Source organism: Bradyrhizobium sp. AZCC 2230 (genome assembly GCF_036924495.1).
GTDB classification, from domain to species: Bacteria; Pseudomonadota; Alphaproteobacteria; order Rhizobiales; family Xanthobacteraceae; genus Bradyrhizobium; species Bradyrhizobium rifense.
In genome coordinates this window covers 217,605-237,057 of record NZ_JAZHRS010000001.1, presented here as the reverse complement: position 1 = coordinate 237,057, position 19,453 = coordinate 217,605, and the positions used below count along the sequence as shown (strand labels likewise).

21 protein-coding genes and 1 pseudogene are annotated in these 19,453 nt (G+C 63.8%); 14 read left to right on the top strand and 8 right to left on the bottom strand.

The genetic code is table 11. The features are described 5' to 3' along the window. Positions 1-220 precede the first annotated feature (220 nt). Together V1280_RS01150 and V1280_RS01145 are read left to right on the top strand one after the other, a co-directional pair. Positions 221-703, top strand: coding sequence for a (2Fe-2S)-binding protein (locus V1280_RS01150; RefSeq protein WP_334518237.1), 483 nt, complete (start codon positions 221-223; stop codon positions 701-703). Then, positions 703-4,218: a molybdopterin cofactor-binding domain-containing protein gene (locus V1280_RS01145; RefSeq protein ID WP_334518235.1), complete on the top strand. Its 3,516-nt coding sequence runs from the start codon at positions 703-705 to the stop codon at positions 4,216-4,218. The genes V1280_RS01150 and V1280_RS01145 overlap by 1 nt, the downstream gene beginning before the upstream one ends. Positions 4,219-4,331: 113 nt before the next feature. On the opposite strand, the gene V1280_RS01140 is transcribed toward V1280_RS01145, so the two are convergent. Together V1280_RS01140 and V1280_RS01135 are read right to left on the bottom strand one after the other, a co-directional pair. Next, entirely contained in the window at positions 4,332-4,775 is a 444-nt protein-coding gene (locus tag V1280_RS01140; protein ID WP_334518233.1) for a HEAT repeat domain-containing protein, read from the bottom strand. A 20-nt stretch (positions 4,776-4,795) separates the two neighbouring features. After that, entirely contained in the window at positions 4,796-5,749 is a 954-nt protein-coding gene (locus V1280_RS01135; RefSeq protein WP_334518231.1) for a catechol 2,3-dioxygenase, read from the bottom strand. A gap of 344 nt (positions 5,750-6,093) precedes the next feature. Between V1280_RS01135 and V1280_RS01130 the strand changes: the two genes are divergently transcribed. The 3 genes from V1280_RS01130 (at position 6,094) to V1280_RS01120 (ending at position 9,135) form a co-directional block, all read left to right on the top strand. Further along, positions 6,094-7,833 (top strand): ATP-binding protein, encoded by a 1,740-nt coding sequence (locus tag V1280_RS01130; protein ID WP_334518229.1) that lies wholly within the window; start codon positions 6,094-6,096, stop codon positions 7,831-7,833. Positions 7,834-7,903: 70 nt separating this feature from the next. Continuing rightward, on the top strand, positions 7,904-8,482 hold the full coding sequence (locus V1280_RS01125) for a peroxidase-related enzyme (RefSeq protein ID WP_334518227.1): 579 nt from the start codon (positions 7,904-7,906) through the stop codon (positions 8,480-8,482). Beyond that, entirely contained in the window at positions 8,479-9,135 is a 657-nt protein-coding gene (locus V1280_RS01120) for a flavin reductase family protein (RefSeq protein WP_334518226.1), read from the top strand. Before V1280_RS01125 ends, V1280_RS01120 begins: the two co-directional genes overlap by 4 nt. Before the next feature lie 11 nt (positions 9,136-9,146). Here V1280_RS01120 and V1280_RS01115 read toward each other — a convergent pair whose 3' ends face one another. Further along, the gene (locus V1280_RS01115; protein WP_334518225.1) at positions 9,147-9,878 is read right to left on the bottom strand and encodes a Crp/Fnr family transcriptional regulator; all 732 of its coding nucleotides are present in this window, start codon (positions 9,876-9,878) and stop codon (positions 9,147-9,149) included. Positions 9,879-10,049: 171 nt separating this feature from the next. On the opposite strand from V1280_RS01115, the gene V1280_RS01110 reads away from it, so the two are divergent. Beyond that, entirely contained in the window at positions 10,050-10,253 is a 204-nt protein-coding gene (locus V1280_RS01110) for a hypothetical protein (RefSeq protein WP_334518224.1), read from the top strand. 41 nt (positions 10,254-10,294) lie between these two features. Here the strand turns inward: V1280_RS01110 and V1280_RS01105 are convergent, their stop codons facing one another. After that, the gene (locus tag V1280_RS01105) at positions 10,295-10,528 is read right to left on the bottom strand and encodes a hypothetical protein (RefSeq protein ID WP_334518222.1); all 234 of its coding nucleotides are present in this window, start codon (positions 10,526-10,528) and stop codon (positions 10,295-10,297) included. A gap of 182 nt (positions 10,529-10,710) precedes the next feature. Here V1280_RS01105 and V1280_RS01100 point away from each other — a divergent pair, with 182 nt between their 5' ends. Beyond that, the gene (locus V1280_RS01100) at positions 10,711-10,866 is read left to right on the top strand and encodes a hypothetical protein (protein WP_187436697.1); all 156 of its coding nucleotides are present in this window, start codon (positions 10,711-10,713) and stop codon (positions 10,864-10,866) included. A 16-nt stretch (positions 10,867-10,882) separates the two neighbouring features. On the opposite strand, the gene V1280_RS01095 is transcribed toward V1280_RS01100, so the two are convergent. Further along, on the bottom strand, positions 10,883-11,509 hold the full coding sequence (locus V1280_RS01095) for a ParB-like protein (protein WP_334518220.1): 627 nt from the start codon (positions 11,507-11,509) through the stop codon (positions 10,883-10,885). 328 nt (positions 11,510-11,837) lie between these two features. On the opposite strand from V1280_RS01095, the gene V1280_RS01090 reads away from it, so the two are divergent. The 6 genes from V1280_RS01090 to V1280_RS01065 all read left to right on the top strand — a co-directional run bounded on the left by V1280_RS01090 (position 11,838) and on the right by V1280_RS01065 (position 16,664). Further along, the gene (locus tag V1280_RS01090) at positions 11,838-12,185 is read left to right on the top strand and encodes a hypothetical protein (RefSeq protein ID WP_334518219.1); all 348 of its coding nucleotides are present in this window, start codon (positions 11,838-11,840) and stop codon (positions 12,183-12,185) included. Between the two features lie 270 nt (positions 12,186-12,455). Next, positions 12,456-12,743, top strand: coding sequence for an acyl carrier protein (locus V1280_RS01085; RefSeq protein ID WP_007592476.1), 288 nt, complete (start codon positions 12,456-12,458; stop codon positions 12,741-12,743). A 10-nt stretch (positions 12,744-12,753) separates the two neighbouring features. After that, positions 12,754-13,224: a 3-hydroxyacyl-ACP dehydratase FabZ family protein gene (locus V1280_RS01080; RefSeq protein ID WP_334518218.1), complete on the top strand. Its 471-nt coding sequence runs from the start codon at positions 12,754-12,756 to the stop codon at positions 13,222-13,224. Next, on the top strand, positions 13,221-14,423 hold the full coding sequence (locus V1280_RS01075) for a beta-ketoacyl-ACP synthase (RefSeq protein WP_334518216.1): 1,203 nt from the start codon (positions 13,221-13,223) through the stop codon (positions 14,421-14,423). The genes V1280_RS01080 and V1280_RS01075 overlap by 4 nt, the downstream gene beginning before the upstream one ends. 22 nt (positions 14,424-14,445) lie before the next feature. Beyond that, entirely contained in the window at positions 14,446-15,723 is a 1,278-nt protein-coding gene (locus tag V1280_RS01070) for a beta-ketoacyl-ACP synthase (protein ID WP_334518215.1), read from the top strand. Between the two features lie 8 nt (positions 15,724-15,731). Further along, on the top strand, positions 15,732-16,664 hold the full coding sequence (locus V1280_RS01065; RefSeq protein WP_334518214.1) for a lipid A biosynthesis lauroyl acyltransferase: 933 nt from the start codon (positions 15,732-15,734) through the stop codon (positions 16,662-16,664). A 100-nt stretch (positions 16,665-16,764) separates the two neighbouring features. Here V1280_RS01065 and V1280_RS46690 read toward each other — a convergent pair whose 3' ends face one another. Further along, positions 16,765-16,896: a DUF5615 family PIN-like protein gene (locus V1280_RS46690; protein ID WP_442895098.1), complete on the bottom strand. Its 132-nt coding sequence runs from the start codon at positions 16,894-16,896 to the stop codon at positions 16,765-16,767. 1 nt (position 16,897) lies between these two features. Next, positions 16,898-17,134: a DUF433 domain-containing protein gene (locus tag V1280_RS01060; RefSeq protein ID WP_334518212.1), complete on the bottom strand. Its 237-nt coding sequence runs from the start codon at positions 17,132-17,134 to the stop codon at positions 16,898-16,900. A gap of 228 nt (positions 17,135-17,362) precedes the next feature. On the opposite strand from V1280_RS01060, the pseudogene V1280_RS46685 reads away from it, so the two are divergent. Next, a pseudogene (locus V1280_RS46685) lies at positions 17,363-17,527 on the top strand (LpxL/LpxP family acyltransferase); the annotation flags it as partial. Positions 17,528-17,615: 88 nt separating this feature from the next. Here the strand turns inward: V1280_RS46685 and V1280_RS01050 are convergent. After that, positions 17,616-19,394 (bottom strand): phosphatase PAP2 family protein, encoded by a 1,779-nt coding sequence (locus V1280_RS01050; protein ID WP_334518211.1) that lies wholly within the window; start codon positions 19,392-19,394, stop codon positions 17,616-17,618. Positions 19,395-19,453: the final 59 nt, after the last annotated feature.

The following is a 19,453-nucleotide window of genomic DNA, read 5'->3' as shown; positions in this document are numbered from 1 at the left end:
TTATCGTTCGTATACGAACGATGTTGCGCGCGGTCCCGAACACTGTCAAGCGGCGCCGCGCGCGAAAAAGCGCGCCTGCCGAATAAAACCTCATTTGCCTCCCTGCTTTGTCCACAAAGCGGGCAGTTGCGCTGCACTGCGGCATGGCCGCTTGCACGTTTGTGTACAAACGGTATCGTCGCGACGTAGATTTCAAGCGATCTGGAATTTGGGAACGAGGATGACGCAGGCACCGATCCGCCTCACCGTGAACGGCAGGATCCATGACGTCACGGCAGAGCGCCAGACGCCGCTGCTCTACGTGCTGCGCAATGATCTCGGACTCAACGGCCCGAAATACGGTTGCGGCCTGGGTGAATGTGGCACCTGCACTGTCCTGATCGACGGCGCCGCGGCGCGCTCGTGCGTCGTTCCCGTGAGTGGTTGCGTCGGGCGTGACATCATGACGCTCGAAGGCCTCGGCACCCGCGACAAGCCCGATGTGGTGCAGCAGGCCTTCATCGCCGAGCAGGCTGCGCAATGCGGCTACTGCCTCAACGGCATGATCATGACCACCAAGGCCCTGCTCGCGATCAACCCGCAGCCGACAGAGCAGGAAGCGCTCGCCGCGTTGCGCTACAATCTCTGCCGCTGCGGCACACATGTAGAAATCCTGCGCGCCGTGATGCGCGCGTCGGGCCAGCTCGCCGAGGCCGGTAATTGATGGCCTCCCCTCTTTCGAACGGAGCTGAGCGGGGCTCGCTCGTCGTCGTCCGCACGGTGGACGAGGTCACATCCGAAACTTTCGTGCGGATCACCGCCGATGGGTCGGTGAGCGCCTATAACGGCCATGTCGATCTCGGCACCGGCATCCGCACCGCGCTCGGTCAGATCGTCGCCGAAGAGCTCGACGTCTCCTTCGCCCGCGTCGTCGTGGTGCTCGGCGACACCGCGATTGTGCCGAACCAGGGCGCGACGATTGCGAGCGAGACCATCCAGATCACCGCCGTCCCCCTGCGCAAGGCCGCAGCCCAAGCGCGCCACTTTTTGATCGCGCGCGCGGCCGAACGGTTGGAGTTGCCGGCCGAAGAGCTGACGATCGAAGACGGGCTTGTCCGAGGGCACAATCGCAGCGTCAGCTATGGCCAATTGATCGGCGGCGAGACTATTCGCCTCGAGCTCGACGATGACGTCGCCGTCAAGGCCGTCGGCGAATACGCCATCGTCGGCCAGTCGATGCCACGCGTCGATCTTCCCGCAAAGGCGACGGGCGAGCTGACCTTCGTGCACGACATCCGCCTGCCCGGCATGCTGCACGGCCGCGTGGTGCGTCCGCCCTATTCCGGCGTCGATGCCGGCCCCCTCGTCGGCACCAGCCTGATCGCGGTCGATGAATCCTCGGTGCGCGATATTCCCGGTCTCGTGGCCGTCGTCCGGATCGGCGATTTCGTCGGCGTGGTTGCCGAGCGCGAGGAGAATGCGATTCGCGCGGCCGAGCAGCTCGTCGTGAGCTGGAAGCCGACGCCAAAGCTGACCGATCTCACCGATGTCGAGACCGCGCTGCGCGCCCATCCCTCGACTCCGCGCACGCTGATCGACAAGGGCAACGTCGATGCGGCCATTTCAGGCGCGGCCAAGCCGATGCAGCGCACCTACGTCTGGCCATACCAGATGCACGCCTCGATCGGCCCATCCTGCGCGGTCGCCGATTTTAGGGACGGCAATGTCCGCGTCTGGTCCGGTACGCAGAATCCGCACCTGCTGCGCAGCGATCTGGCACTCCTGATCGAGCGTCCCGAGAGCGAGGTCGAGGTGATCCGGCTCGAGGCCGCCGGCTGCTACGGCCGCAACTGCGCCGATGACGTCACTGCGGACGCGCTGCTGCTGTCGCGCGCGGTCGGCCGGCCCGTACGGGTACAGCTCACGCGTGAGCAGGAGCACGCCTGGGAGCCCAAGGGCACCGCGCAGCTCATCGACGTCAATGGCGGCCTCGATGCCAACGGCGGCATCGCCGGTTACGATCTCGCCACGCGCTATCCTTCGAACGCGGCACCGACGCTGGCGCTGCTGCTGACCGGTCGCATCTCGCCTGAACCTGCCGTGCTGCAGATGGGCGACCGCACCGCGATCCCGCCCTATGATTACGACAACATGCGCGTCGTCGCGCATGACATGGCGCCGATCGTACGCGCGTCCTGGTTTCGCGGCGTCTCGGCGCTGCCGAACACCTTTGCGCATGAATCCTATATCGACGAGGCCGCGACCGAGGCCGGTGTCGATCCCATTGAATATCGCCTGCGCTACCTGAAGGACCAGCGCGCGGTCGATCTCGTCAATGCGGTCGCCGAGCGCGCCGGCTGGACGCCGCGGCCGGTCCGCGAGGAGAAGGACGGCGAAATCGTGCACGGGCGCGGCTTTGCCTATGCGCTCTATGTTCACAGCACATTTCCAGGCTATGGCGCGGCGTGGTCGGCCTGGGTGGCCGACGTCGCGGTGAACAAGTCGACCGGCGACGTCAGCGTCACGCGCGTCGTCGCCGGGCAGGATTCCGGCCTGATGATCAACCCGGACGGCGTGCGCCACCAAATCCACGGCAACGTCATCCAGTCCACCAGCCGCGCGCTGATGGAGGAGGTCTCGTTCGAGCGCGGCGCAGTGGCGGCGCGGGAATGGGGCGCTTATCCCATCATCCCGTTCCCCGACGTACCCAAGATCGACGTGCTGTTGCTGCCGCGGCCGGACCAGCCGCCGCTCGGCGTTGGCGAGTCCGCCTCCGTCCCGAGTGCAGCGGCGATTGCGAATGCGATCTTCGATGCCACCGGCGTGCGCTTTCGCGAGCCGCCGTTCACGCCGGAGCGCATCCTGAAAGGATTGCACGGCGAAATGCCGGCGGCGCCGCAAGCCCTGCCCGCGCCAGCCGCGCCGCCGCTGTCGCGCGTCTGGGACAATCCCTTCGCCAAACGCGCCGGCATTTTCGCGACGATCGCGGCCGTCTGCACCGCTGCGATCGGCATCGGCTCGGCGCTGCTGCCAGGGCGCGCCATTGCGCCTATCGCGCGGCCCGATGCCTCGGTCTATTCCGCCGCGATGATCGCGCGTGGTGAGCAGCTTGCGGCGCTGGGCAATTGCGCGGAGTGTCACACCAGCCTCACGGGCGCGCGCAACGCCGGCGGCCGCGCACTGGAGACGCCGTTCGGCACGATCTACTCCACCAACATCACGCCCGATGTCGCGACCGGCATCGGCGCCTGGTCCTATCCCGCCTTCGAGCGCGCAATGCGCGAGGGACTGCACCGCGACGGACGGCAGCTCTATCCTGCTTTCCCATACACGCACTTTTCGAAGACTGATGATGCCGACATGCAGGCGCTCTACGCCTATCTGATGGCGCAGCCCGCGGTGCACGCGACGGCCCCCGTGAACACGCTCGCCTTCCCCTTCAATGTCCGCCCGCTGCTGGCGGGCTGGAACGCCCTGTTCCACCAGACCAATGCGTTCAAACCCGATCCCGCAAAATCCGAGCAGTGGAATCGCGGCGCCTATCTCGTCGAGAGTCTCGGCCATTGCAGCGCCTGCCATTCGCCGCGCAACGCGCTCGGCGCCGAGCAGCGCCAGGCCTATCTTGCCGGCGGCTTTGCTGAAGGCTGGGAGGCGCCGCCGCTGACGTCACTCTCGCACGCACCGATCCCGTGGAACGAGGACGAGCTGTACACCTATTTGCGCACCGGCCAGTCACGCTATCACGGCGTCGCGGCCGGCCCGATGGCGCCGATCGTCAGGGATCTCAAGGCCCTGCCCGACCCCGACATCCGCGCGATGGCGGTCTATCTCGGCTCGTTCAACGACAATGCTGCCGACGCGCCCGCGCTCGCTGCGAGGCTGGAGAGCGCGACGCAGGTCACCGTCGCGTCCTCGACCGGCGCACGGCTCTATCAGGGCGCCTGCGCGGTCTGTCACGAGGTCGGCGGCCTGCCGCTGTTCGGCTCCAGGCCTTCGCTCGCGCTCAACAGCAATCTGCACAGCGCGACGTCGGACAATCTCGTGCAGGTGATCCTGCACGGCATCACCGAGCCCGCTTCCAGCGATCTCGGCTACATGCCCGCGTTCAAGAACAGCATGAGCGACGCGCAGGTCGAGGAGCTCGTCAGCTTCCTGCGCCAGCAGTTCGCACCGGACAAGCCGGCCTGGACCGGCGTGCGCGAGACGATCGCGCGCGTGCGCTTCAAAGCTAACCACTGAAGCAAGCCTCGACCTCAATCCGGAGCCGATTGGCTTGCGATGCTGTGCGGCAAGCTAACCAGCACAAGAGCGAATAAACTTCGCGCGCATGATATCTAATCATGCAGACGCGACTATTTCACCTTTTCCTTCATTTTATTGATCGCAATCTGCGCCGTGGATCTCCCTTCTTTCTTGCAAGCTCCTTTGGCTAGAGGCCTTAACACAGCGGTCGTTTCCTTCTCCGACGACAGCTGACGCTCGATTTCGGCAACCGCCGCTTGTGCCTCCGCACGAACTTGATTGTCGTCGTCTCTCTTCGCAACCTCTTTCAACGGATCGAGCGCATCCCGGGCAACCGAACCCAAGCGTCGAAGTAATTTCGCACCATTTGAGCGTCGAGCAGGAATTGCGCTCTTCAAGTATTCAACGTACTCAGGCACCGCTTTGCTCGAAAAGTCATAGACAAACCGCTGCGCCTCCTCATTCATAATTCCAGAAAAATCGCCAAGCTCCTTGACGACTTGCAAATTGTTGAGGAATGCGGCTTCGAAATCCCCGCCGGTATTGCGCGCCATGTTCTCCTTCGCGCTATTCCTCACGCCACCGGCGGCGTGCCGTGGGTGTGGAAGGACTCGATCGTCTTCAACCCCCAAGCCTGCCCCTTCTTCCGCTCTTCTTCCGTCCACACGATCGGCTTCCAGTCCGGCGCGAGGATGAGACGGGCGCCGGCGTTGGCGACTTCGACGCGGTTGCCGCCGGGCTCGTAGACATAGAGGAAGAAGGTCTGCTGGATCGCGTGCTTGTGCGGGCCGGTCTCGATATGGATGCCGTTCTCCAGGAAGATATCCGCCGCGCGAAGAATCTCCTCACGGCTGTCGAGCGCGTAGGTGACGTGGTGGAAGCGGCCAGGCGTGCCGGAATGGTCGAGCGAATAGGCGAAGTCGTAGCTCTTGTTCGACATGGTCAGCCACATCGCGGCTTCTCGGCCGTCGTTCAGCACGATCTGCTCGGTGAGGCGGCAGCCGAGGTAATTCTCGAAGAACTCGCGGTTGGCCTTGATGTCGACGGCTAGACAATTGAGATGGTCGAGCCGGCGGACATTGACGCCGCGCGCAGGAAAGCGCTGCGCCTGGTTCTTCAGCGCGGGCTTCAGCTCGGGAGGGGCCTGATACCATTCGGTCTCGTAATAGAGCTCGACGATGTGGCCGTCAGGATCCCTGCAACGGAAGGTCGGCCCCTGCCCCATGTCGCCGTCGATCCAGCCGATGTCGAAGCCCGAACCCTTCAGCGCAGCGACGCGGCGCTCCAGCGCCTGCTGGCTGCGCGCGCGCAACGCCATGTGCTCCATGCCTGAGGTCTTGGACGCCGTCAGCTTCAGCGAGTAGCGCTCGTAATCATCCCAGCCGCGCAAGTAAACCGACTCACCCTTCTGCCCGCTGATGGTCATGCCCATGACGTCGACGAAGAATTTCAGGCTCTCGTCGGGCTTCGGCGTCAGCAGTTCCATGTGGCCGAGATGGGCGAGATCGAGGATCGGTTCGGGCTGCATGGGGTTCCTCCAAAGGCGTGTCGATCCGGGTTTATTTGTACCAATGTACAAATGATTAGGTCTCGTCAACAAATCAACGCGTGCCAGCCCGCGATCTGCGCCGTCGCTCGAACCGCGGACGGAGTGCCCGAATGGTAAAATCTTCCTTAATTCGTTTTGAGCTCGAAAGCCCAACAAAGGAGCATTTTTCAGCCGATTCCGCCGACAAGTATGCATTTGGAACAAACCTACCAACCGAATTGTCGCAGATTTAACAAAGCCCCCGCGCCTGCCGTTTAACCGTTTGTGCAGCCCCGCCTCTCATAGTCAGGGTTAGACTCCTCGGACTTTCCAGGTTCTCCATCGTGACATCCTTTGGACGCGTGATTTCGGTACGCGGATCGCTCGCCCGGGTCGGGCTTCTGGCGGCAAGCCAGATGCCGGTCTCGGAGGTTCGGGCCACCGTCGGCCGTTTCGTCAGCATCCGCTGCGCCAGTTCGGTCATCGTCGCCATGATCACCGAGGTGTCCTGCGAGAACCTCTCGCGCACCGATGATCTGATCGCGATCGCCTCGGTCGATCTGCTCGGCGAGATCCTCAATGCCGCCGACAAGGCCAAGTTTCAGCGCGGCGTCACCAACTATCCGACGATTGGAGATTCCGTCGACCTGATCACCAGCCAGGAGCTGCGCACCATCTACGCGCCGACCGGCTCGGACCAGATCAATGTCGGCTTCCTCCAGCAGGACCGTTCCGTCATCGCCTATGTCGACATCGAGGAAATGCTCTCCAAGCACTTTGCGGTGCTGGGATCGACCGGCGTCGGTAAATCGACCGGAGTGTCGCTGCTGCTCAACGAGATCCTGAAGGCGCGGCCGAACCTTCGCATCTTCCTGCTCGACGTGCACAACGAATATGGCCGCTGCTTTGGCGACCGCGCGCTGGTGCTCAACCCGCGAAACCTGAAGCTGCCGTTCTGGCTGTTCAATTTCGAGGAAATCGTCGACGTGCTGTTCGGCGGCCGCGCCGGCGTGCCCGAGGAGCTCGACGTCCTCGCCGAAGTCATCCCGATCGCCAAGGGCATCTACACCCAATACCAGAACACCGATCGCCTCGGCCTGAAGCGCATCGACCCCAAGCAGATCGGCTTCACCGTCGATACGCCGGTGCCGTACCGTCTGGTCGATCTGATCTCGCTGATCGACGAGCGCATGGGCAAGCTGGAAAACCGCTCCTCGCGCATCGTCTATCACAAGCTGATCTCGCGCATCGAGGCGGTCCGCAACGATCCGCGCTACGCCTTCATGTTCGACAACGCCAATGTCGGCGGCGATACCATGGCCGAGGTGATCAGCCATCTGTTCCGCCTGCCCGCCAACGGCAAGCCGATGACGGTGATGCAGCTCGCCGGCTTCCCGGCGGAAGTCATCGATTCCGTTGTTTCGGTGCTGTGCCGCATGGCCTTCGATTTCGGCCTGTGGAGCGACGGCGTCTCGCCGATGCTGTTCGTCTGCGAAGAGGCCCACCGTTACGCCTCCGCCGACCGCAATGTCGGCTTCGGTCCGACCCGCAAGGCGGTGTCGCGCATCGCCAAGGAAGGCCGCAAATACGGCGTCTATCTCGGCCTGATCACGCAGCGTCCCGCCGAGCTCGACGCCACCATCATCTCCCAGTGCAACACGCTGTTCACGATGCGTCTCGCCAATGACCGCGACCAGGCGCTGCTGCGCGCCGCGGTGTCGGATGCGGCTGCGAACCTGCTCTCCTTCGTGCCATCGCTCGGCACCCGCGAGGTGCTGGCGTTCGGCGAAGGTGTCGCGCTGCCGACGCGCCTGCGCTTCAAGGAGGTGCCGCCGCACCAATTGCCGCGCGGCGAAGCCACCATCGCGAGCGTGCCGTCGATCACGTCGGGTCACGACATGCATTTCGTCGGCGCCGTGCTCGAGCGCTGGCGCGGTGCGACCTCGCAGCGCGACGTCCCGAACGATCCGGTGTTCCAGGCGCCGCCGGCCAAGACGCTGGCGCCGGCCGAGACACCGATGCTGCAGCCCTCGATGGGCCTCGATCCGGACCGCTTCTCGCTGCTGAAGAAGCCGCTCAGGTAAATCGCGACGCCTCTGGAGCGTCTCGCCCGCATCGACTATGGTTGCCGGCCCCAAGCCGGAATCCATGCCCATGACCAAGCCCGCGCAACGTTTCCCCGCACCCGCTCTCGACACGCTCCCTGACGACATCCGCACGCGTCTCCTCGCCGTGCAGGAAAAGAGCGGCTTCGTGCCGAACGTGTTTTTGACGCTGGCCTATCGGCCCGATGAATTCCGCGCCTTCTTCGCCTACCACGACGCGCTGATGGAGAAGGACGGCGGCCTCACCAAGGCCGAGCGCGAGATGATTGTGGTGGCGACCTCGGCAGCCAACCAGTGCCAATATTGCGTGATCGCCCATGGCGCGATCCTGCGCATCCGGGCCAAGAATCCGCTGATTGCCGACCAGGTCGCGGTCAACTACCGCAAGGCCGACATCACGCCGCGCGAGCGGGCCATGCTCGATTTCGCGATGAAGATTTCGGCGGACGCGCAACGGATCTCCGAGGAGGATTTCGCAAGCCTCGCCCCGCACGGCTTCAGCGACGACGACATCTGGGACATCGCCGCGATCTCGGCCTTCTTCGCGCTGTCGAATCGCCTCGCGAATTTCACCGGCATGCGGCCGAATGACGAATTCTATCTGATGGGACGACTGCCGAAAAAATGACCACTGCTCACGACCCCGGCGACGTAACCTTCGACTTCCGCGAACTGTCGGCGCGCGACAAATACAAGCTGCTGATCGGCACCGTCGTGCCGCGGCCGATCGCGCTGGTGACGACGGTCGATCCGGAGGGGCGGATCAACGCAGCGCCATTCAGCTTCTTCAATTGCCTGTCGGCCGATCCGCCGATCCTTGCGCTCGGCGTCGAGAACCATCCGGACATGCGGTTCAAGGACACCGGTCTCAACATCCGCCTGACCGAGGTCTTCACCGTCAACATCGTCTCGCACGCGATTGCCGAGGCGATGCATGTCTGCGCCGTGCCGTTTTCGCCGGAGCATGACGAACTAAAGGCCGCGGGCCTGACCGCGATGCCGGGCAAGACCGTGGCGTCGCCCTGGATCAAGGAGGCGCCCGCCGCGTTCGAATGCCGCCGCCACATCACGCTGGAGCTCGGCAAGTCGCGGCAGATCATCATGGGTGAGATTCTGTTCGCGCATTACCACGCCGATGTCGTCGATGCCGAGCGCCTGCACATCGATCCTGTCAGGCTCGATGCCATTGCAAGGCTGGGCGGCAGCACCTGCTCGACCATTCGCGATCGTTTCGACATGGCGACGCCGACGCTCGATGATTGGAGACAGCGGGAGTCGTAAAGAACGTCCAATCAAAGCGTTGGCGACTGGTGCAGATAGCGCCCGTCGAAATCCGCCAGTTCCAGAAATTTCCGCTCGTCGAGCACGGTGACGCGGCCGCGATGCAGCTCGACGATGCCCTCCTCGCGCAACTGCCTGATCACGCGATTGGCGTGCACGGCGGTAATGCCCAGCGCTTCGCCGATCTGCTCCTGGGTGAGCGGCATCTCGAAGCTCGTCCCGTCGACGCGCCCGATGATCCGCAGGCGTTCGCGCAGTTCGATCATGACATGCGCAAGCCGCGCCGGCGCCGGCCGCTGGCCGACATTGACGATCCATTCGCGAAACATCGCGGCGTCGATCAGCGTGTCGCGCCAGAACATCTCGGCGACGACAGGCCTGCGGCGGTGCAGCTTTTGCAGCGTCTCGTGGCTGATGAGGCCGAGCGTCGCCGGCGTCAGCGTCGACAGATCGTGGTCCATCACGTGCAGGAACAGGCCCATCAGGTCGGGGATCTCGCCGGGAATATGCAGCGAGAGGATTTGCCGCTTGCCGCTCGCGATCGTCTTGGAGCGCGCGCAGAAGCCATCCGAGATCAGGCAGCAGTCGGTCGCGCGCTGGCCGTCGCGCACCACCGCCGTCTCGGCGGCATACTGCCGCACCGAGATCGGAAGTGCTTCGATCTCCTTGATGTCCTCCTCCGCGATCGCGGACGAGATGCGCAGGCGCTTGATGAGCGCCGCGCGGATCGCATCGGTGGGCACTGGAATGGCTCCGGTCCTGGGATTGGAACCCGTATCGAGCTCTTGATCGGGCTCTTGGCGCGCCGTCGCACCGTCCCAAGGAAAAACCGGGTTTGAGGGACCGGGTTCCAACAAAAGTTAAGGACACCCCTTGCGCACGCATGGTTGGCTTGTCGCCCGAAAGGGCAAACCATGACCAAGAAGCGCAACCGGACGCGGCCCGCCCTGTCCCTTCAGGAACGCCTGAACAAGTTCACCGAGGACGCTCGCGCCGCAGCCAAGAAACTGCCGGCCGGCGCCGAACGCCACGCGCTGCTGCAAAAGGTCCGCGACGGCGAAGCCGCCGTCGACATGGAGCGATTGCTGTCCTCGCCCGATCAGCAACATCCGAAGTGATTCCACCGCGGTGTTGCTTCCGGCGCCGAAGCGCGATGCCGCTAGTGCTTGACCATCAGCGGAAGAGCCGGCGCAAAGCGCTCTTCGAATGTCAGCGTCCTGGCCTGGTGAACTGCGGCAAAGGACGCCGAAATTCCGACTGAAGCGACGGCGAGCAAAGCAACTCCGAAAACCAGACGGCGCATTTTCGCCTCCTGTTTGAGCTCGATACTCCCATAAGTGGGATCGCTCTGTTTCAGGACGGTTTCATCGGCGCGGAAAATGATTGCGTTCAAGCGGCTGTGATCGAATTGAGCTTATCGGGCCGCATCTCGTAACCATCTCATAATAGTCGCCGTCGTCTTGCAGCGAGCGCGAGCGGTCTCTGGGAATTTCTCACCCGCGATCACGATCGAGAATCAAGACTGTTGCGAGAGTCAGCATTTGTTCGAACACGGAGTTTTCGAGGAACAGTCAGATGAAAATCGTCATCCAAAGGCTCAATGGTCTGTGGCACCTCATCGTCGGGTCGTCTCGGATCCGCACGCCCTTCCTGGCAACCCAGGACCGCGCGCTGGTCGTCACTTATGCCCGGCGTGTCTACCCCGGCGCCAAGATCTTCCAGCGCGACTGATGCGAGCGTCAGCGCCTCAATCGTCCGACGCCGGGCCGCACCAGCCGGGCAGATAGACCGCGTCCTTGCTCTTGGCAGCAGCCAGCGCCTTCTCTAGTGCCTTGTCGAAATTGGCGTCCACCGCCTTGCGCGTCAACTTGCGGCGCAGGAAGTCGGCCCAGAGAAATTCGGAGAACGGCGTGGTGTCCTTGGCGAAGCCGCCCATGCGGCGGAGCTCACCGGCGAGGCTGCGATAGGGATCGTCCTTGAGGTCGACGACAGATTTCGGCAGATCGCGGAACGGGCGGCGCTCGCCCTTGCTGTCGTAAGGATAGACCCAGCGCTTGTTGTCCATCACGCCCCAGAACGCCTCGCGCTCGACCATGCGGAGATCGCCGACCACGGTGACCAGCACCTGCTTGATGCCCTCGTCGTGCAGCGCGCGGCCGAGATGATGGTGATCGATGACGTAGTAGCGCTCGTCAGGTCCGTACACGACGGGGATCATATGGGTGCCGAGCAGGTCGGCCTGCTTCTTCTTGTCGTGCTCGCGCCAGCGCTTGCGCTTCTCCTTGACCTCACGCATGCCGACCGTCATCTGCGTCGGACGAAGCGACAGGATCGGCACCGGGTGCACTCTCGGCTCGCGCGCGTTGGGGGTCATGATCGAGGGCCTCTTAGTTGGTTGCCAAAGTTGGTGGTTGCCAAGGCTGGTCGGGGTTCCCGATTATGCCATGAGCCCCTTGGCGGCAATATGCGTTCAGCGCGGGCAGCACCATTGTTCTGCCTGTTGTTGCAGCGCAACCCGCGCGTTCCTGACACCGGGATGACAACCCGCTCCGACGATCGTTCACGGCGCGCAAGAGAGCTCAAGAAATGATCAGGAAAGATCATGCGAATGCGCAATGCACGTGCGCGTTGAGAAGATTTTCTGCAACCTCTGTGTCCCCTATGCTATCTAAAAATTGCTGCTTCGGAGTAATCCCCGCCCCATGAAATCCCAGCGGCCCATAACCTCGGACGGTGAGCACCGGGTGCTCCAGTTCAGGCCGCGCACGACGCCCTCCCCGGTGGTCCACCGGGGCAGTGGTGTCGTCCAGCCGCTGCACGTGCACGCGGCCCCCGAACCGCTCGACCTGTCCCGCTACGAGCAGCCGCGCGAGGAGCCGGACAATTTCCGCCATCGCATGCTCGCCAACATCGCGGCGCTCGCCTTCACCATCGCGCTGACCGCGATCGGGATCTGGCTCGCCGTCAGCATCGCCGACCTTCGCCGGACCCAGGATTGCGTGATGATGGGCCGGCGGGACTGCGTCAAGATCACCACGCCGCACATCTAGCCAGGCCCTGTCGACCAAGCCCTGTCGATCATGCCCTGGCGCCGGAAGCTCCCTGCCGGCAGGTCACCCGGCCGAAACCGCTCCGGACCGGCGTCCCCAGGCCTGTCCACGGCCCTGTCCGGCTCCATTGAACTCAGGGCGGCGCTCCGTTATACGGGCTTTCGACCCGTCCAGAGGGGGGTTAGAGGGCGTCATTCGGGGCGCGATGCCCACCCACCGTACCACTCTGGGATATCTGACAAATACCAGCAATATATCAAAGGCTTAGTGATGTCCTCCACATTCGATCAGGTCGCTACGATCATCGCTGAAACCTGCGACATCCCGCGCGACACGATCACGCCGGATAGCCATGCCATCGATGACCTCGGCATCGACAGCCTCGATTTCCTGGACATCGCGTTCGCAATCGACAAGCAGTTCGGCATCAAGCTGCCGCTGGAAAAGTGGACCCAGGAAGTCAACGACGGCAAGGCGACCACCGAGCAGTATTTCGTGCTGAAGAATTTGTGCGCGCGCATCGACGAACTGGTTGCCGCCAAGGGCGCGAGCGCCTAATCGGGCGATCATGCAACTCGAATATTTCCACATGATCGATCGCATCGTCGACCTCAAGGTCGACGAGAAGACGATCGTCGTCGAGGCCCAGGTCCCCAAGGAGAGCACCATCTTCGAGGGGCACTTCCCGGGCTATCCCTTGATGCCCGGCGTGCTGCTGATCGAATCGATGGCGCAGGCCTCGGGCTTTCTCCTGCTTGGCGTCTTGAAGTTCGAGCGTATGCCGATTCTCGCCGCTGTGAAGGAAGCCAAGGTCCGCGGCTCGGTGTTTCCGGGCGACCTCATGACCCTCGAGGCGAGCGTGGCCCATGAGGGCTCGGGCTATGCGATGACCGAGGCGAAGATCCGGGTCGGCGGCAAGCTGCGCGCGAATTCGACCCTCACCTTCACGCTGATCCCCTTCCCCAATTCGGATATTCGCGGATACATGGACGCGGTCGCCCAGCGCGTCGGCTTTCCGCAACAGGCCGTATCGCCATGACCGACACCGCTTCGAAGCCGGGCCAGACGGAAGTCTGGATCACCGGCATTGGTCTTGCCACCTCGCTCGGCGAGGGTCTCGACGCCAACTGGGCCGCGCTTTCTGAGAAGCGCATCAATGTCGACGAGAAGGGCTTTGCGCCCTTCATCGTGCACCCGCTGCTGCCGGTGTCGTTCGACAGCCAGATCCCCAAGAAGGGCGACCAGCGCCAGATGGAAGCCTGGCAGCGCATCGGCGTCTATGCCGCGGGCCTCGCGCTCGACTCGGCCGGCATCAAGGGCAACAAGGACATCCTGTCGAAGATCGACATGGTGGTCGCCGCCGGCGGCGGCGAGCGTGATCTCAATGTCGACACCGGCGTGCTCACCGCCGAGGCCAAGGGCGCCAATGCGCCCGGCTTCCTCAACGAGCGGCTCATGAGCGATCTCCGGCCGACGCTGTTCCTCGCGCAGCTCTCCAATCTGCTCGCCGGCAACATCGCCATCGTCAACGGTCTCGGCGGCACCTCGCGCACCTTCATGGGCGAAGAGGTTGCGGGCGCCGATGCCGCGCGCATCGCGCTGTCGCGCATCGCCTCGGGCGAGAGCGACATCGCGCTGGTCGGCGGCTCGCACAACGGCGAGCGCAAGGACCTGATGGTCCTCTACGAATTCGGCGACTTCAATCTGAGGGACAAGTTCGCCCCCGTGTGGGCGCGCAAGGACCACGCCGGCTTCGCGCTTGGCTCGGCCGGCGCCTTCCTTGTGCTGGAGTCGAAGGCGCACGCGGAAGCGCGCGGCGCCAAGCCGTACGCGAAGCTGTCGAGCGTGGTGACTGATCTCGCCCGACGCAAGCAGTCCGGCGACATGGAAGCGACGCTGGAGAAGCTTTGGGACAAGCTGCCGAAGCGCGATGGCAAGGGCGCGATCATCTCGGGCGCAACCGGTGCTGAACCGGCGACGTCGGAGGAGCGCGGCTTCCTGAACAAGCACGCCGATTTCCCGGTGCGCGCGACCGGCACGATGTTCGGCCACACCATGGAAACGCAATTCCCGCTCGGCATTGCGCTCGCGGCGCTCTCGATCTCGCGCGGCGCGCTGTTCCCGCCGAACGATTCGACCGGGACCGAGGTTGAAATGCAGGGTGCACCCACCCAGATCGTGGTGGTGGGAGCCGGACACTGGCGCGGCGAAGGCATGGCGCTGGTCGAGGCAGTTTAGCTAGCTCTATCGGGGGATCGACATGACTGCACCACGCGACAAACTCGGGCGTCCCGTTGTCGTCGTCACCGGCATGGGCATCACGACCTCGCTCGGCGCCGGCAAGGCCGACAATTGGTCGAAGCTCGTGGCGGGCGAATCCGGCATCCGCACCATCACGCGCTTTCCGATCGACGGCCTGAAGACCACGATGGCCGGCACGGTGGATTTCGTCAGCGTCGATCCGTTCTCGTCCACCGGCCTGTCCGAGCGGATGGCCGAGCTCGTCACGCAGGAAGCGCTGGAGCAGGCGGGCATCGGCGCCAAGGGCGATTTCCCGGGCCCCCTCTTCCTCGCGGTCGCGCCGGTCGAAGTCGAATGGCCGCAACGCCGCGAGCTCGGCCGCGCCGTCGGCGCGCCCGATTTCAACTATGACGATCTGCTGCGCATCTCCGGCGGCGGCAAGTACAACGCCTATCATCACCGCTTCATGTTCGGCTCGGTGGCCGCCTACCTCGCCGAAACCTTCGGCACCAAGGGTTCGCCGATCTCGCTGTCGACGGCGTGCGCGTCCGGAGCCACCTCGATCCAGCTCGGCGTCGAGGCGATCCGCCGCGGCGAGACCGATGCGGCGCTGTGCGTCGCGACCGACGGCACCGTGAACCCGGAAGCGCTGGTGCGCTTCTCGCTGCTCTCGGCGCTGTCGACCCAGAACGACCCGCCGCAGGCGGCCTCCCGCCCCTTCTCCAAGAATCGCGACGGCTTTGTCATGGCCGAAGGCGCCGGCGCCCTGGTGCTGGAAAGCTATGAAGCGGCGACTGCGCGTGGCGCAAAAATCCTCGGCGTCATCGCCGGCTGCGGCGAGCTCACCGACTCCTTCCATCGCACCCGCTCGTCGCCTGACGGCAAGCCGATCATCGGCTGCATGAACAAGACACTGGCCGACGCCGGCATGACGCCGGACCAGATCGACCACATCAACGCGCACGGCACCGCGACGCCCGAGAACGACAAGATGGAGTACAACACGACATCGGCCGTGTTCGGCGATCTCCTCTCGAAGATCCCGGTCACCTCCAACAAGTCGATGGTCGGCCACACCATCTCGGCCGCGGGCGCGGTCGAGGCGATCTTCTCGCTGCTCACGCTCGAGCATCAGCGGATTCCGCCGACCATCAACTACGACAATCCGGATCCCACGATCCTGTTCGACGTGGTCGGCAACAAGGCGCGCGATGCCCGCGTCACCGCGGTGATGTCGAACTCGTTCGGCTTCGGCGGCCAGAACGCCTCGCTGATCCTGACCCGCGAACCGGCCTGACCGGACGCATGGCGCTGCTTCCTGCGAGCACGAAGGCCCGCGCGCGGGAAGTCGCCAAGGCGATCGGCGGTGGCCTGATCGGCGCGGCCACCGTCGGCATGCTGCGCACCACACGCTATTTCGATCCGGTCAAGACCTCGGACTTTTTCGCGCGCGTCACCAAGACGATCGGCCCGCGCCTGCGCGAGCACCGCATCGGCCGCGCCAATCTCACCGCGGCATTTCCGGAGAAATCACCCGAGGAGATCGAACAGATCCTGATGGGCGTGTGGGACAATCTCGGCCGCATCGGCGCCGAGTTCGCCCATATCGACCATGTCTGGGATTACGATCGCGCCCATCCGGAAAACAGCCGGATCGAACTGTCGCCGCGCACCGTCGAGCTGTACGACCAGATCAGGGACGACGGCAAGCCGGCGCTAATCTTCGCCTCGCATCTGGCCAATTGGGAATTGCCCGCGCTCGCCGCCCCCGCGCATGGGCTCGATGCTGCAATCCTCTACCGCCGGCCAAACATCGCGTCGGCCGACCGCATCATCCAGGAGATGCGCCAGGTCAACATGGGCACGCTGATCCCCGCGGGCCGCGACGCGCCGCTGCGGCTCGCGCAGGCGCTCCAGGACGGCAAGCACGTCGCCATGCTGATCGACCAGTATCTGACCGGCGGCGTCGAGGTCGCCTTCTTCGGCCGCAAGACCCGCGCCAATCCGATGCTGGCGCGCCTGTTGCGCCAGGTCGAATGCCCGATCCACGGCGTCCGCGTCATTCGCCTGCCCGGCTTTCGCTTCCGCGCCGAACTGACGGAAGAAATTCCGCCGGTGCGCGACGCCGACGGCAAGATCGACATCCAGGGCACGACGCAGGCGATCACCAATGTGGTGGAAGGCTGGGTGCGCGAACATCCCGAGCAGTGGTTGTGGCTGCACCGAAGGTGGCGGTAAGGCAGACGCTACTTGCCAAGCGGTCGCATTCGGATTCGGCCGTGCTCAATCACTGAGAAATGTCCTGCCCAATCACCACGAGCCAAGATCAAATCCGCGATCACGCTTGCGCCAACACTTCGCGGTCGTTGCTGCCGGGTGCAGAAGCTCTGATCCAGATGACGTCATGACCTGACGCACGAAGTGCATCTACTGCGGAACCAGGAAAATTCTCGTCCGCGAGAAAGCGCATCTCAAGCTGCGGTCGGGTGAACCCGTTCGACGCTCAGCGAGTCGCGTGCGTAAGCCAGGCACGCGAGAATGTCTTCGCGCGAAATCCCCGGATAGTTCGCCAGGATATCGGCCTCGCTCCAGCCGTCCGCCATCAACCCGATGACGAACTCGACCGCGATGCGGGTTCCGCTGATCACGGGCTTGCCAGCAAGGACGTCCGGCGCAAGCGAAATGCGTGAATGCTCTATCATCGACATGGCTCAATCTCTGTTCGAGCCCCAGACTAGCTCAATTCAACACCGTGTGCGATTGGGAATTTAAGGCGCCTGCCCGCCCTTGTTGCTCCGGCAAGCCTGCATCGACCTCGGCCTGAACGACGCGTTCCCACGAAATTGCGGTGACACTTAATCGTCTGGTCCGAGATAAACTCATCCAATTGCCCGATCGAGCGTCCGCTGCAGATCGCTCGACGAGTTAAGTGCACCGGCTTTCGCTTCCGCGCCGAACTGACAGAAGAGATCTCGCCGGTACGTGACGCCGACGGCAAGATCGACATCCAGGGCACGACGCAGGCGATCACCAATGTGGTGGAAGGCTGGGTGCGCGAGCATCCGGAGCAGTGGTTGTGGCTGCACCGAAGGTGGCGGTAGGGCCTTCACCGACCGAAATCATCGGAGCGCGATCCTGATCTCGCGCGCAGCTCGGGACCGCTAACGATCCCGAGCCACGCTGAGGACGTCACCGTGTCGTTGCAGCCCTGACGGCGCGGAAGAACGAGTCCTGGCCTTGGACCGCGGCGTAGAGGTTGAGCCGTCCCCACCCATCCCAGGTATTGCCGTCCAACAGCGCGAAGCCGGCTGGCAGCGCCGTGCTGCGCAGGATCTCGGTCCGCTGCTCGTCGGTGGCATAGGGGAAGCGGGTCAGCAGCAGCACCTGCGCCTGCACCGGAACGGTTTCAGGCAGTTTCATCGATGCCGCCAACGCAAGCCCGTAGGTCATGCGATAGGTGTAACCCCTGATGTCGTCCGGATCGAGGTTGTAATCGAACCTGTCGCGATCATGATCCCGCCCGTCCTGATGATTGCGCCCGTCGCGATGATCGCGATCGTCATCGTGATCGCCACTGGCCCGCTTGAGGCAGTCCTCCACCGTGCTCGTACCGCACGACTGCGCCAGATATTTCTGGGTCTTCATATGGGCCTGATAGATCGCATAGGCGGCGGTGTTGGCGGCATTGGTCCAATCCAACCGGTTGCCATAAGGGCCGTAGAGCGCGCCGTAGATGTTGGTCGCGACGATCGCGGTCGCCTCGATACGGCCTCCGATCACATCCAGCGGCGAATGCATGCCGGCGAGAATGCGATTGTTGCCGAGGTCCGCGGCGCGGATCAGAAGGCTTTCATATTGTTGCGGGACCAGGAAGGCCAGCCCGAGCGCCTGATTGTAGGCAAGATTGGTGTGGCCGCTGACGAAGGCACCGTCGCCGTAGGGGTTGGTGCCGTTCGCGATCTGCCAGAGCAGCGTCGGAACCCTGACCTTGGTCGACAGCCTGAACGGACGGGGCGCTGTGCCGATGCCCGGGACATAGTCACCCGCACCGAACTGAACGGGGGTCAAATTGCCTGATGCGTCGAAGCTTCCGACGTCAGGAACCGTGATCGGCTGACCGCCATTTGCGGCCACGAGTGCCGGGGTCACGGTGAAGCCCCGCACCCAGTTGAGGGTGTTGTAATAGGCGACCGGGACCGCGAAGCTGCTGAAATAGGTGGGGACGACGAATTGCGCGGTGTCCGCATTCGTCAGGCCGGCCTTGTTGGTCACGGCATTGTAGTTGCCGTAGCGCGAGTCGAGCGGGCTGATCACACCGGCGATGATGGAAGCAGGATTCACGACCGGCGCCGTAGAGCCCATGTAGCGCTCGAACGTGCGCTTCGGCGGTTCGGTCGAAGCGTTGGCACGGATGGTGTTGTTGAGGAAGTTTGCGGCATCGGCCAATGGTGTCGCCGTGCCGTCGCCAAAGGTCGAAAAGCCGATGGTCGCGCTGTTGAGATAGTTGATGCCGTGTACGCTCGCGTCGTAGTCCTGCAGCGTGGTGACCTGATACGAGGTCGGCGTCAGGCTCGCAGGCGGCGTCGCCGTCGTGGACGACCCGATCCCAGTCATGAAGGACGACGTCAGGGGACCGAGCCCGTTGAGAACGCTGTAGGGCTGCGAGGTACGATCGTCATGGATCGCGGCGAGCGTCTGCGCCGGCGTGCGCTCCTGCGTCATCCTGATGACGGTCAGATAATTCTGTTCCATGACACCCGCGCCATTGCGCAACTTGGGATCGACCAGCATGAGATGGGTGTAGGAATCCAGCAAATTGACGATCGTGGATCCGACCGAGGCGCTGGAGCTGTTGGTGAAATTCACCGACGGCGTGGACGGAATGGAGTCAGCGCGCGCGGCAGCCGGCAGCAGAGCCGCGCTGAGCGCCGCATATTTCCAGAACTTCGAGGACGGCACGGATGTCATCTAAATGGGCTCCAGAACCTGGCGTACGGAATCCACCCGGCGCTGCTGCTGCACACAGG